Annotated in this window: 13 protein-coding genes; 11 read left to right on the top strand and 2 right to left on the bottom strand. The window is 66.6% G+C overall.

Annotation, left to right across the window (positions count from 1 at the left end):
• Positions 1-61 precede the first annotated feature (61 nt).
• Positions 62-484 (top strand): EamA family transporter, encoded by a 423-nt coding sequence (locus tag AC4BAR_RS11620; RefSeq protein WP_490628027.1) that lies wholly within the window; start codon positions 62-64, stop codon positions 482-484.
• 25 nt (positions 485-509) lie between these two features.
• Here AC4BAR_RS11620 and AC4BAR_RS11615 read toward each other — a convergent pair whose 3' ends face one another.
• Both AC4BAR_RS11615 and AC4BAR_RS11610 read right to left on the bottom strand, forming a co-directional pair.
• Entirely contained in the window at positions 510-1,367 is an 858-nt protein-coding gene (locus AC4BAR_RS11615) for a LuxR C-terminal-related transcriptional regulator (protein ID WP_490628026.1), read from the bottom strand.
• Positions 1,368-1,524: 157 nt separating this feature from the next.
• Positions 1,525-1,884: a hypothetical protein gene (locus tag AC4BAR_RS11610; RefSeq protein WP_490628025.1), complete on the bottom strand. Its 360-nt coding sequence runs from the start codon at positions 1,882-1,884 to the stop codon at positions 1,525-1,527.
• 403 nt (positions 1,885-2,287) lie between these two features.
• Between AC4BAR_RS11610 and AC4BAR_RS11605 the strand changes: the two genes are divergently transcribed.
• The 10 genes from AC4BAR_RS11605 to AC4BAR_RS11560 all read left to right on the top strand — a co-directional run bounded on the left by AC4BAR_RS11605 (position 2,288) and on the right by AC4BAR_RS11560 (position 13,004).
• Positions 2,288-4,135, top strand: a complete 1,848-nt coding sequence (locus AC4BAR_RS11605) for an LVIVD repeat-containing protein (RefSeq protein WP_490628024.1) — start codon at positions 2,288-2,290, stop codon at positions 4,133-4,135.
• Between the two features lie 21 nt (positions 4,136-4,156).
• Entirely contained in the window at positions 4,157-4,969 is an 813-nt protein-coding gene (locus AC4BAR_RS11600) for a DUF305 domain-containing protein (RefSeq protein ID WP_490628316.1), read from the top strand.
• 139 nt (positions 4,970-5,108) lie between these two features.
• Entirely contained in the window at positions 5,109-6,128 is a 1,020-nt protein-coding gene (locus AC4BAR_RS11595; RefSeq protein WP_490628023.1) for a helix-turn-helix domain-containing protein, read from the top strand.
• Positions 6,129-6,262: 134 nt separating this feature from the next.
• Positions 6,263-7,216, top strand: a complete 954-nt coding sequence (locus AC4BAR_RS11590; protein ID WP_490628022.1) for an AraC family transcriptional regulator — start codon at positions 6,263-6,265, stop codon at positions 7,214-7,216.
• 39 nt (positions 7,217-7,255) lie between these two features.
• A complete protein-coding gene (locus AC4BAR_RS11585) occupies positions 7,256-8,254 on the top strand; it encodes an AraC family transcriptional regulator (protein WP_490628021.1) in 999 nt (332 codons plus the stop codon).
• A 48-nt stretch (positions 8,255-8,302) separates the two neighbouring features.
• Entirely contained in the window at positions 8,303-8,662 is a 360-nt protein-coding gene (locus tag AC4BAR_RS11580) for a hypothetical protein (RefSeq protein WP_490628020.1), read from the top strand.
• A 75-nt stretch (positions 8,663-8,737) separates the two neighbouring features.
• Positions 8,738-11,098 carry a TonB-dependent receptor gene (locus tag AC4BAR_RS11575; protein WP_490628019.1) on the top strand — a complete coding sequence of 787 codons (2,361 nt, stop codon included), beginning with the start codon at positions 8,738-8,740 and terminating at the stop codon, positions 11,096-11,098.
• 13 nt (positions 11,099-11,111) lie between these two features.
• Positions 11,112-11,648 carry a YcnI family copper-binding membrane protein gene (locus AC4BAR_RS11570; RefSeq protein WP_490628018.1) on the top strand — a complete coding sequence of 179 codons (537 nt, stop codon included), beginning with the start codon at positions 11,112-11,114 and terminating at the stop codon, positions 11,646-11,648.
• Between the two features lie 25 nt (positions 11,649-11,673).
• Positions 11,674-12,189 (top strand): copper chaperone PCu(A)C, encoded by a 516-nt coding sequence (locus AC4BAR_RS11565; protein WP_490628017.1) that lies wholly within the window; start codon positions 11,674-11,676, stop codon positions 12,187-12,189.
• A gap of 74 nt (positions 12,190-12,263) precedes the next feature.
• The gene (locus AC4BAR_RS11560; RefSeq protein ID WP_490628016.1) at positions 12,264-13,004 is read left to right on the top strand and encodes a PhaM family polyhydroxyalkanoate granule multifunctional regulatory protein; all 741 of its coding nucleotides are present in this window, start codon (positions 12,264-12,266) and stop codon (positions 13,002-13,004) included.
• Positions 13,005-13,059 lie beyond the last annotated feature (55 nt).

The following is a 13,059-nucleotide window of genomic DNA, read 5'->3' as shown; positions in this document are numbered from 1 at the left end:
CTTTGTGTAGCCAACTTGTCGGCCTGGGCAATGGGCTGACGCTGATTTTCTGGAGATCGCCATGGACACCTGGCTGCTGTACGCCCTGCTCGCCATGCTGTTTGCCGGTTTCACCGGGGTGATTGCCAAGCTGGGCCTGGCGGGCATCTCGGCCGACCTGGGCATGGCCATCCGCACCGCTGTGGTGTTTGTGCTGGTGATTCCCTTCGCCGCCGCGGTGGTGCCGCGCACCGACTGGGCCCAGCTCACGGCCCGCAACTGGGGCTGGCTGGCCTTGTCGGGCCTGGCCACCGCGGTGTCCTGGGTCTGTTACTACCGGGCCATCAAGCTGGGCGAGGTGTCCACCGTGGCGTTGATCGACAAGGGCAGCGTGGTGGTGGCCCTGCTGCTGGCGGTGTTGCTGCTGGGCGAGTCGCTGAGCCTGGCCAAGCTGACCGGTGGGGCGCTGGTGGTGGCGGGGTTGCTGGTGATTGCCCGCGGCTGAGGTCTGCGGGGCGGGGCTCCAGCGGTCAGGCGCACGCCACCCGCGACGGCAGGCTGCCGATGGCCGGCCAGGGCAGTTGGCTCAGCGTGGGTCGGCAGTCGCTGACGGTTGGGCGCGCCACCCGTTGGCAGGGCCGCGGGCGTTCCGGCCCTGCAGACGGCGTGGCCGGCTGCCGTTCGATGGTGGGCAGCGAGGCGAGGGCGTCGGTCACGGTGACCGGCTCGGGGCCGTCCAGGGCGTCGGGTTCCCGCAGCAGCATGCGCACCAGGCCAGCGGCGTTGCGCACCCCGTATTTCTTCATCAGCCGGGTGCGGTAGATTTCCACCGTGCGGTGGCTGATGCCCAGCGAACGGCCGATTTCCTTGGCGGTGTAGCGCTCGCGCAGCAGCGAGGCCACCTCGCGCTCGCGCGGCGTCAGGCTGCCATGGTCGACCAGGGGCACGCTGGCCGACTCCACGCTGCACAGGGTCAGCTGCCGGCTGGCGTCCAGCGCCACAAACTGCAGACTGACCTGGCGCACCGGGCTGTCCGGCGCGGAGGCGCCGTCGCTCACCGGCTGCATCAGGCGCGTTTCGCGGTAGCGGCCGCCGTTCACCCAGGACCCCTGCATGGCCGACTGGATGGCCTCGAACGGGGTGCCGCCCGGAAACAAGGTGTTGAAGCGGGTGCCCAGCAGTCGGGATTCGGCCAGCTCGAAGAGGTCACACAGCGCCTGGTTGCAGGCCACCACGGTGTGGTCCTGCAACACCATCATGCCCAGCGGGGCGAACTCGAAGGCCACCCGGAAGTACGGTGCCGACAACTCGGCGTCCAGGGTGTCTTCATTGGCCGGCCCTTGCTGGCCTTCGTTGGCGTCGCCGTCAGCGGCGTTGTTGTGTGTCATGGTGCCTCCCGTTCCTGAAATGCAGTCTAGGGACGGCATCACGGGGCGGCTATTCGGTTCTGGACAGGGGCTGTCAGTGGATGGTCAAAAAGAACCATGGGGCCGGTCCGGAAACGACAAGGGCCCCTCGCGGGGCCCTTGGAGGCAGAACGGGAGCTCAGAACAGCAGAAAACCCGACACCGGCTGCAGCACCCCGAAGGCGGGCGTGGGTTCTGCCGGTGCCAAAAAGGTGGACAGCGGCGTCAATGGGCTGCCGGCGGTGAACAGGCCGTCCACCAGCGGCGGTGGAAACCCTTGGACCAGGCCAACGCCCGCCAGGGGCAGGCCGCTGGGAATGCCGACCGCTCCCTCGGGAATGGCCAGCCCGTTGGAAGAAGCCAGGCCGTTGATGGGCAGGCTGTCAGCCAGCGGGGCCAGCCCGGCCAGCGGCGGGGTGGCATCTGGCACCCCTGGGATATTCGACAGCAGGTAGGCGTACGAGGTCAGTTCGTTCAATGCGGGCAAACCGGTGGACATAGCAAGTCTCCAAAAATTTTTGACATGTCATCTTAGATTTTCCACATCAACATGTGATTTAAAAAAACTGCGTACGTAATTTGTGCCGAGATATTTTGGTGAATATGTGTAATTAAATTTTTGTATTCATTATGAAATACGTACGTACTCCGATCCATGAAAACCCGATAGGTGTGTGCCCTGACTTGAGAAAGGATGTGAATGCTTTTTCTAGAGCGAAAAATATCTCAGATGATGGTTTTCATGACGGGCGGCTGCATCGAAGGTGATGATGGGATAAATATCGGTATTACTACCTAGGTATTCATATAGGCGATTGCGGGCCTCTTTTCAGAATTCAATTTATATACAGTTGAGCAATGCCGTGGTGCATGGTTTTAATTTGAATTCAATGGAGGTTTCAATGAAGATGAACAAGGGTCTGAAATTGGCGGTGCTGGTGTTGCCGGTGCTGGCCGCCTGCGGGGGTGGCGGAGACGGTTCTTCGGTGGCCGATGCCGGCAAAACCTCGGCCATGGCGCTGAAACTGCCAGTGGGCGCCGCTTCACCCGAGCAGGGTGGGGTGTTGATGTCGGGTGGTTCTGCCACCACCACCTCGGCCGCCGACGCCAGTGCCAGCGGCAGCGCCAATGTCAACGGCGCGAACGCCAACGGCAACGCGAATGCCAGCACCGGTGGCGCCGGCGCTGGCAACCCACTGACGGCCTTGCTGGCCGGGCTGATGCCCAACGGCGGCAATGCCGGCCAGCTGCTCGACCCGTCGGCGGCCGCCAACACCGCCGTGCCCAAGCCCGAGTCTTGCGACGAGGGTGACAACCCTGAGAAGGGCCAGCAGGGTCAGACCTCGGTGGCCGAGCGTTTCAACGGCGCCAACAAGGTGGCGCGCAGCTGCAACCTGAAGCTGGTGGGCCAGTACCAGGGCGAGGGCACGACCTGGTACAGCACCGCCTACATGGAAAAAGACAAGGGTGTGGACGCCCAGGGCCGCGACCTGAACAAGGGCTGCAAGTACTTCGGCACCGCCTCGGCCGGCATCAACTTCAAGAAATCGCAGGGTGTGCAGGTGGTCGATGCCACCGACCCCAGCCACCCCAAACTGGCCACCAACCTGGCCAGCCCGGCGTTCTACCGCGGCACCTGGGAGACCTTGAAGGTCAACGAAAAGCGCAAGCTGCTGGCCGGCGCGGGCGTGAATTTCGGCTACGACTCGCTGGCCTTTGACGTCTACGACATCAGCGAAGACTGCACCAAGCCCAAGCTGCTGAACAGCTTTCTGGGCAGCTCGCGCGTCAGCAAGCCGTCCAACGTGCTGGGTCACGAGGGCAACTGGGCGCCGGACGGCCTGACTTACTACACCACGGGCTTGTTCACCGGCTCGCTGAACGCCATCGACGTCAGCGACCCCAAATCGCCCAAGTCCATCTACACCGGCACCACCGGCATCAGCAACCACGGCTTCAACCTCAGCGACGACGGCAACCGGATGTATTTGTCCATGGCCTTCCCGGCCGGCATCCTGATCCTGGACACCAGCGACATCCAGGCGCGCAAGCCGGTGCCTGTGGTGCGCCAGGTCGGCAGCCTGTTCTGGAACGCGCTGGGCCTGGGCCAGATGACCATCCCGGTCAAGTACGGCAACAAGCCCTATGTGATCGCGGTGGACGAACTGGCCGCCGAAGGTGTGCGCATCATCGACATCTCGGACGAAACCAAACCCAAGACGGTGTCGCACATCCAGCTGGAAGCCCAGCTGCCCAAGAACGCCAAGACCCGGCGCGACGAGATCAACGGCAACGGCTGGTTCGGTTACGAGGCCCATTACTGCCGGGCCGACAGCAAGGTCAACCCGACGGCACTGGCCTGCGGCTTCCTGCAGTCCGGCATCCGGGTGTTCGACATCCGCGACCCGGCCAAGCCACGCGAGATTGCCTACTACGTGCCACCGTCGCAGATGGACTTGCCGCGCGAGAAGCTGGCCGGCTCCGAGCATGCCTGGGGCATCATCGGCGGCGCGCCGACCAACCTGTCCGAGGCCGGCAACAAGGACTTGTCCACCATCCTGCGCACCACCGCAGTTCGCTCCAACCTGACCACCGACTTCTGCTCGTCCAGCGGCTTCTTCATGGGCCCGAGCAAGAAGACCGGTCGCCAGCAGCTGTGGGTCACCTGCCAGGACAACGGCGCGCTGTTCCTGGAGTTCACCAACAACGCCTACCCGCTGGCGGGCAGCGCCCAGGGCGCGGGCGAGTAAAGGGAGATGGCGGTGCTTTCCATGCGCACCCGGTTGGTGTTTGGCATCGGTGGCCTGATGGTGGTGGGCGGCTTGCTGGCGATGACGCTGCCCGCCACCGTGATGCCCTGGGCCACCAACGGGCCTGAGGCCGCGCCGGTGGCCGGGCTGCTGCCGGTACCGCAGAGCGGCCCGGTGGACGTGGGCTTTTCCCAGCTGATGGTGTTGCACCACGACCAGGTGGTGGTGCTGGGCAACGCGGTGCAGAAGCGGGCCTCGCCCATGGTCCAGGCCCTGGGCCGCAAGCTGGCGTCCGACCAGCTGGTGGAGATCGGCCAGCTCAAGGGCTGGCTGGCCTTGTGGAACCAACCCTGGATTCCCGCCAGCACCGACATGGCCAGCTGGATGCCCATGCGCAAGGACACCGCCGACCCGGTGGCTTTGAGCAACTACCTGGAACTGTGCCGCCAAACCCCGGGCGGCATGCCGGGGGCGGCCAGTGTGGCCGAGATCGCTGCGCTGGAGCGACTGGGCCAGCCCGAGAAGGCCGATGTGCTCTACCTGCAGTACATGGTTCGCCACCACCAGGGCGGGGCACCCATGTTGGTCTATGCGGCCCAGCATGCCGAGACTCTGGTGGTGCGGCAGGCCGCCTGGCGCATGCTGATCGACCAGCAGAAAGAAACCATGCAGATGCTGGCCATGTTGCGCAACCTGGGTGCCCTTCCCTTGCCGGAACCGGTGCCGCCGCCAGACCTGCAGGCGTTGGTGGACTCGCTGAAAGGCGCGCCCAACCGGGTGGTGCAGCGGCTGGACCAGCAACCGCTGCTGATGCAGGGGAGAACCGGGGGCTGAGGCAAGCGGTCTTGTTCAGTTTTTGTTCGTCGGGTCGTTTTCGATCGCCCCGGCGTTTTCCTTTTTCGCCGCAGCGGTTTATGCTGCCCAGAGTAAGAACCGCGGCACAGCGGTCTGTGGAGGGAAGCACAACATGACGATGGACGCCATCAATCAGGTGTTGCTGATGGACGCGCAGGGCCAGCCCACCGACCGGCACCTGCTGGTGGCCTCCAGCGACTGGGACGCGATACGCACCTATTCGAACGAGGTCTACATGCCCTACACGGTGTCCCCGCTGGGCAAGCAAATCAAGCCGAAATCGGTGTTGCGCGCCGCGGGCATCGGTGGCTTCACGCTGAGCCGCTTCAACTACGGCATCGGCGTCAACATCCGCGATTTCTCGCCCGAGGCCGGCACCGGCATGGTGTTGACCACCATCCGTGGTTCGGCCCGTCACTGGGCAGACAAAGAAAAATCGGCCGACACCGGCGTCGGTGAAACCTTTCTGGTCGACAACAGCCGTACCGACTACTGGGTGGATTTCGATCCCCGCCACCTGCAGGTCAACCTGTGTTTCCAGCACGACATGCTGGCCGACCTGTACCAGCGCTGGTATGGCGCGCCGGCCGAGGAACGCCTGTGGCGTGGCAAGGTCAAGTTCGGCGGCGCCCAGTCGAGCTGGATGGCCTTGCTGGAATACGCCTGCCGCTGCGTGATCGACATGCCTGAAGAAACCGCCAACGGCCCGCTGGGCAAACACCTGGAAGAGCTGCTGGGCATGCATTTGCTGATGCAGTGGCGCCAGGCCCTGGGCCAGGACGGCGGCCAGGCGGTGCCGAGGCTGGCCCCGTCGCAGGTGCGGCGCGCCGAGGAGCACATGCGCCAGCACGCGGCCGAGGTGCCCACGCTGACCGAAATCGCCAATGCGGTGGGGGTCAGTGTGCGTTCGCTGAACCGGGCCTTTCACGAGTTCCGTGGCTACACGCCAATGGATTTCCTGCGCGAGGAGCGTTACCGCGGGGCGCGTGCGTCGCTGATGGTGGCCCCGCCAGGCCACACCGTGGCCCTGATCGCATCCTCCTGGGGCTTCGCCAACCTGGGTTTGTTCGCGGTGAACTACAAACGCAAGTTTGGCGAGTCGCCGTCGCAGACGCTGCGCCGGCTGCGCATCCACTGACCCCTGGGGTGAATGTGTCCGACAACGCCATGCACCCGCCCCTGCCTCGTCGCCGCGGGCTGGCGCCACGGTCCGCGGTGGCGCAGGTCCTCACGGTGGACGCACAGGGTGGACCGACCGACCGCCACCTCCTTGTGGCGTCTGACTCCTGGCAGGAAATCGAAGCCTTCACCGACACCGTGTACATGCCCCTCACCGTCACGCCAAGGGGTCGGGAGCGCAAGCCGCGCTCGGTGCTGCGTGCAGCCGCCATCGGGGGGTTCACGCTGAGCCGCTTCAGCTACGGCATCGCGGTTAACGTCCGCGATCTGTCGCCCGAAGCTGGTACCGGCATCGTGCTGACGACGTTGGGTTCGCCAGCCCGTCACTGGTCCAGCGGCAGCCGCTTTGACGACACGTCGTTCGGCGAATCGTTTCTGATCGACGCCTCACGCTCCGACTACCGGGTTGATTTCCAGCCCCGGCATTTGCAGCTCAACCTGAGTTTTCAGCACGACATGCTGGCCGATCTGTACCAGCGCTGGCATGGCGCGCCAGCCGACCCGCGCATGTGGCAGCAGACCGTCAAGTTCGGCGGATGGCAATCGAGCTGGATGGCGCTGCTGGAATATGCCAGCCGCTGCGTGATCGACATGCCCGAGCAGACCGAGCATGGTGCGCTGGGCAAGCACCTGGAAGAGCTCCTGGGCATGCACCTGCTGATGCAGTGGCAGGGCGCCTTGGGGTCACTGGGGGCCCGGGCCGTGCCGAGGCTGGCGCCGGTGCAGGTGCGGCGTGCCGAGGCGTTCATGCGCCAGCACGCCCAGCAGGCGCCGACCTTGAGCGCCGTGGCATCGGCCATCCACGTCAGTGTGCGTTCACTGAACCGGGCGTTTGCCGAGTTCCGCGGCCACACGCCGATGGCTTTTCTGCGCGAGCAACGGCTGCAGGGTGTGCGGGCCGCGCTGATGGCGGCGCCACTGGGCTGCACCGTGGCCAGCATCGCCTCCGAATGGGGCTACAACAACCTGGGCCTGTTCGCGGTGAACTACAAACGCCAGTTTGGCGAGTCGCCGTCGCAGACCCTGCGTCGCCTGCGTACCCACTAGCGCCCAGGTCCACCGGTGCGCACCCTTCAAAACGCTTTGATGCACGACGCCTCGGGGGCGCCGAGCAGCCGCCACCTGGTGGTGGCGTCGCGCGACTGGGATGAAATCAAGCTGTGGTCCGACGAGGTCTACATGCCTTACACCGTGCGCCCCACCGGGCGGGCGCAGCAACCCAATTCCACCCTGCACGCCGCCGCGGTGGGGGGCTTCACGCTGAGCCGCTTTCACTACCGCATTCCCATCGAGGTGGCCGAGTTCTCGCGCGAGGCCGGCATGGCCATGGTGCTGACCGGACTGCGCGGCACGGTGCGTCACTGGCGCGACGACGGCAGCGCGGTGGAAACCCGGGCCGGTGAGGCCTACCTGGTGGACACCAGCCACACGGCTTACCGGGCGGAATTCGAAGACCGCCACCTGCAGCTCAACCTGGTTTTCCCGCAGCGCCTGCTGGCCGACTTGCACCTGCGCTGGTACGGCGAGGCGGCCGACGAGCGGCTGTGGCGGCAGACCCTGAGCTTTGGCGGCCGTCAGTCGCGCTGGATGGCCTTGCTGTCCTACTGCGCCCGCTGTGTGGCCACCGAGCCCGAGCAGACTGACAACGGCCCACTGGGCCGGCATCTGGAACAGCAGATTGGCCTGTTCCTGCTGAGCCAGTGGCGGGCTCAGCTGTCGGCGAGCGCGGCGCAGGGCGGGCGGCGCCTGCCCAGCCCGGCCGATGTGGACGCCACCGCAAGCTACCTGCTGCGGCATGCGGCCGAGGTGCCCACCGTGTCGGAGGCGGCCAAGGCGGTGGGTGTGCCCGCCGGTGCCCTTCAGCAAGCCTTCACCGCCCAGACTGGCCAGTCGCCGATGGAATACCTCACCGCGGCCCGTCTCCAGGGCGCCCGCCAGACCCTGTTGAGTGCGCCACCCGGCGCCACGGTGGCCAGCGTTGCCAAGGCCTGGGGTTTCGCCAGTGTGATGATGTTCAGTGTGGCCTACCAACGCCGCTTCAACGAGTGGCCGTCGCAGGCGCTGCGCCGGCTGCGTGCGCATTGAGCCATGGCTGGCCATGGGCGCCTCACTCCACTCAACGATAATCCCACCATGAGTCGCCTCCGCACCGCCCACCTGCTTGCACGCTGCGTGCTGCTGTGGTTTGCGCTGGCGCTGGGCGTGGCCGTGGCGTCGCCGCTGGTCAACCCGCAAGACACCCAGCTGATTTGCGCTGGCGCCGGCGTGATGAAATTGCTGGTGAAAAACGTCGACGGCAAACTGGTCGAAGGCTCGGGCCACAAGCTCGACTGCCCGCTGTGTGCCTCGCTCGGAGCGCCCCCGCCCGCGCCGCTGCGGCTGGAGCCACCGGCGCAGCCGCTGGGCCATGCCACCCGGCCCATCCCTGCCGCGCGCATCGCCGCGCTGGTGGGCGCGCCACTGCCAGCGCGCGGGCCGCCGCTGCACTCCTGAACTCGCCATTTCATGGCGCATGAGTCCAGCCGCCGCTGGACCGCGCTGTATGTCGTTGGTTTCCTGGAGTTTTCCATGCGTCTCACACGCGTGGCTGCGGCACTGGCCGTGGCCTTCCCTGTTCTGCCGGTGTTCGCGCAGACCAACCCCCCGTCGCCCCCGACCCCGGCGAGCGCAGAAGCGCCGACCCGGCAGCTGGGCATCGTCACCATCCACAGCGGCCAACCGACCTCGCTGCCCACGCAGATCCCCACCACGGTGGAAGGCATCACCGGCGCGCAGGTCGAGCAGGCCATCAACGCCACCGACAGCGAAGACGCGCTGAAGTACTTTCCCAGCCTGCTGGTGCGCAAGCGCTACATCGGCGACTACAACCACGCCATCCTGTCCAGCCGGGCCTCGGGCACCGGCAACAGCGCCCGTTCGGCGGTCTATGCCGATGGCATCCTGCTGTCCAATTTTCTGGGCAACGGCGTTGGCGGCCTGAGTTTTCCGCCGCGCTGGGGCCTGGTCACGCCGGAGGAGATCGAGCGGGTCGACGTGATGTACGGCCCGTTCTCGGCCGCCTACCCGGGCAACTCGGTGGGTGCGGTGGTCGACTACGTCACCCGCATGCCGACGAAGTTCGAAGCCCATGGCAAGGTGGGGGCGGTGTGGCAGCCCTTCGGGCTTTACAACACCAGCGAGACCGACAAGGCCTGGCAGACCAGCGCCTCGGTGGGCAACCGGAGCGGCGATTGGTCGTGGTTTCTCAACGCCAACCACACCGACAGCCAGGGCCAGCCTTTGACCTTTGCCACCCGGCTGGTCAGCGCCGGCATGCCAGGCTCGGCCGGCACCGCGGTGACGGGCGCGGTGCTGGAGCGCAACAACGCCAATGCCGCCTGGTACATCCTGGGCACCGGCACCCAGTACCACACCCGGCAAGACCACCTGAAGGCCAAGCTGGCCTACGACCTCACGCCCACGCTGCGCGCCAGCTATGTGCTGGGCCTGTGGCGCAACGAGTCCGACGGCCGGCCGGTGTCCTACCTGCGCAACGCTGCCGGCCAGCCGGTGAGCAGCGGCGTCATCAACATCGACGGACGCTCGTTTGCCGCCGTCACCGGCGCCGACTTCGCCGTCACCCGCGAGAGCCTGACCCATGTGATGCAGGGCCTGTCGGTGAAGAGCCACACCCAGGGCGAATGGGACTGGGAGGCGGCCGCCAGCCTGTACGACTACGCCCGCGACAGCAAGCGCCAGAACAGCGCAGCCAACACCCTGCCCAACGCCTTGACCGGTGGCCCGGGCACGCTGGCCGACGGCAGCGGTACCGGCTGGAACACGCTGGCGCTCAAGGGCATCTGGCGGCCCCAGGGGCTGAAGGGCGCCCACACCGTGGACTTTGGCTTTCAGCAGGACAGCTACACGCTGCGTTACCTGACGTCCAGCGTCAGCGGCAACCACCTGGCCGACGCGCCGGGCGCCTTGGTCAGCCGGGTCGGCGGCCAGACCCGGCTGCAAAGCCTGTACGGCCAGGACGCCTGGGGCTTCGCGCCGGGCTGGAAAACGGTGCTGGGCGCCCGCGCCGAGTGGTGGACGGCCTCTGGCGGCTTGACGCAGATTCCCGGTGCCAGCCCGGCGGTCAACGCCGCCTACAGCGAGCGCCGCGAGTTCCATGTCTCGCCCAAGGCCGCGCTGTCCTGGCAATGGCAAGCCGACACCGTGCTCAAGGCCTCGCTGGGCCGCGCCATCCGCAACCCCACGGTGGGCGAGCTGTACGGCGCCACGTCCACCACCAACGCGCAATACATCAACGACCCCAACCTGCGCCCCGAACGCTCGTGGACCACCGAGCTCAGCGCCGAGAAAGACCTCGGCGCCGGCCTGCTGCGCGCCACGCTGTTCGCCGAGAACACCCGCGACGCGCTGTACGCGCAAACCACCTTCGACGCGCTGGCCAACCGCAACGTCAGCCGGGTGCAGAACGTCGGTCGCATCGCCACCACCGGCGTGGAACTGGCCTTCACCGGCAGCGATGTGCTCACCCGTGGGCTGGACCTGAACGGCAGCGTGACCTGCGCCGATTCCGTCATCAAGGAAAACGCCGGTTTTGTGGCCCTGCCCGGTGACACCCTGGGCAAGCAGCAGCCCAACATCCCGAAGTGGCGCGCCACGGCGCTGGCCAGCTACCGCTGGAACAGCGAATGGACCACCAGCCTGGGCGCACGCTACAGCGGCCGGCAGTTCCGCACGCTGGACAACAGCGATGTGAACGGCTTCACCTACATGGGCGTGAGCCGCTTCTTCACCGTGGACGCCCGGGTGCGCTGGCAAATCGACAAGCAGCTGAGCGCGGCCTTCGGCATCGACAACCTGAACAACCACAAGTTCTGGAACTTCCACCCCTATCCCCAGCGCAGCTACTCGGCCGAGCTGAAATTCGACCTCTGAACCGGAGCCCCTCATGACCCGATCCCTTTCTTTGTTGGCCCTGGCGCTGTTTGCCGCCACCAGCGCCTTGGCCCATGTGGGCCTGGCCCAGCGCGAGGCCGAGGCCGGCAGCGCCTACAAGGCGGTGCTGCAAATCAGTCATGGCTGTGCGGGCTCGCCCACCCACACCGTCACAGTGCGTTTGCCGGCCGGTTTCCAGGGCGTCAAACCCATGCCCAAGCCGGGCTGGGCGCTGGCCATCCAGCGCCAGCCGCTGGCCCAGCCCACCACCAGCCACGGCCGCACGGTGACCGACGAGGTGAGCGAGGTCCGCTGGACCGCGCTGGACCGCAGCGCCTGGCTGGCCGACGCGCATTTCGACGAGTTTGTGCTGCGTGGCCAGTTGCCGGCCACCGCCGGCCCGCTGTGGTTCAAGGTCGCGCAAACCTGCGAGACTGGCGCCATCGACTGGGCCGATCTGCCGGCCCGCGGCACCGACACCCGGGGCATGCCCACGCCGGCCGTGCTGCTGCAGGTCCGGCCTGCCGCGCCCGCCCATGCCCACCACTGACCCGTTTGCCACTTCAGGAGCTTCCATGTTTGCATCCCTTCGTTGTCTGTCTGCCGCATTCGCCCTGGGCCTGGGGGCGGTCGCACTGGCCCAGCCCACCCCCCTGGTCGATGTGAAGAACGGCTGGGTCCGCGCCAGCGCGCCGGGCCAGCCGGCCACCGGCGGCTTCATGAGCCTGACCGCCCGTGAAAACCTCAGCCTGGTGGGTGTGCGCACAGCGGCCGCCGGCGTGGCCGAGGTCCATGAGATGAAGATGGAGGGCGACGTGATGCGCATGCGTGCCGTGCCCAGCCTGGCGCTGCCGGCCGGCAAAACCGTCGAACTCAAGCCCGGCAGCCACCACCTGATGCTGCAAGACCTGAAGCAGCCGCTGGCCAAAGGCGGCAGCGTGGCGCTGACGCTGGTGCTGAAGAATGCCCAGGGCGTGGAAAGCCAGCAGACGCTGAAGCTGCCAGTGGCCACCAGCGCCCCAGGCACCGCCGCGGCACCGGCCGGCCACGAGGCCCATGGCGGCATGGACCACGGTGCGCACAAACACTGATAAACCCGTGTCGCCAGCGGGGGCGGCATGGGGTAAGCTGTTCTGATCACACAGCTCCCCTTGAGGACTTGCCCATGAGCGACACCCCCAACTTCGGTTTTGGCAAATTTGTGCCGGGCTTTGACTTTCTGCAAGGCCTGGCCAAGCAGGCCACCAGCGGCGCCTCGCAGGCCATCCCGCAATTGCCCAACCTGTCCAACTGGGTTGCGCCTACGCTCAACGTGGAAGAGCTGGACAAGCGCATCGAGGAGCTCAAGGCCGTGCATTTCTGGCTGGACCAGAACTCCAAGGCCCTGGGCGCCACCATCCAGGCGCTGGAGGTGCAGAAGATGACGCTGGCCACGCTCAAAGGCATGAACTTCAACTTTGCCGACGTGGCCAACGCCTTCAAGCTCAAGGCCGGCGAAAGCATGGGCAATGTGCTGATGGGTGGCGCACAGAAGGCCGCCGAGAAAACCGCCGACACCGCCAAGGCCGCTATGGGCATGGCCTCCGGGGTGGCCTCGGGTGCGGCCAAGGCGGTCAGCAGCGCGCGCAAGCCGGCGGCCAAGAAAACGGCCTCCGGTGCAGCCCCTGCCAATGGCGTGGTTGACCCCATGCAGTGGTGGGGCGCCTTGACCCAGCAGTTCCAGGGCATCGCCGCCAACGCCATGAAGGACGCGGCCCGCCAGACCGCGGTGGACACCACCCGCAACCTGGCCACCGGCCTGGCCAAGGAAGCCATCAAGAGCGCCACCGGCATGGCCAAGGCGGCCACCAAGGGCGCTTCTGCGGCGCCCCGCAAGGCCGCCAAGACACCGGCCCGCAAACGCTGACAGGCTGGCGGCTGGCCCGCCTTGCCCAACCGCCCCGCATCTGGGGTTTTTGGGG

This window comes from Rhodoferax sp. SPJ4, from assembly GCF_058216275.1.
The sequence above is the reverse complement of the archived record's forward strand: the minus strand, read 5'-3'. Positions and strand labels throughout refer to the sequence as shown.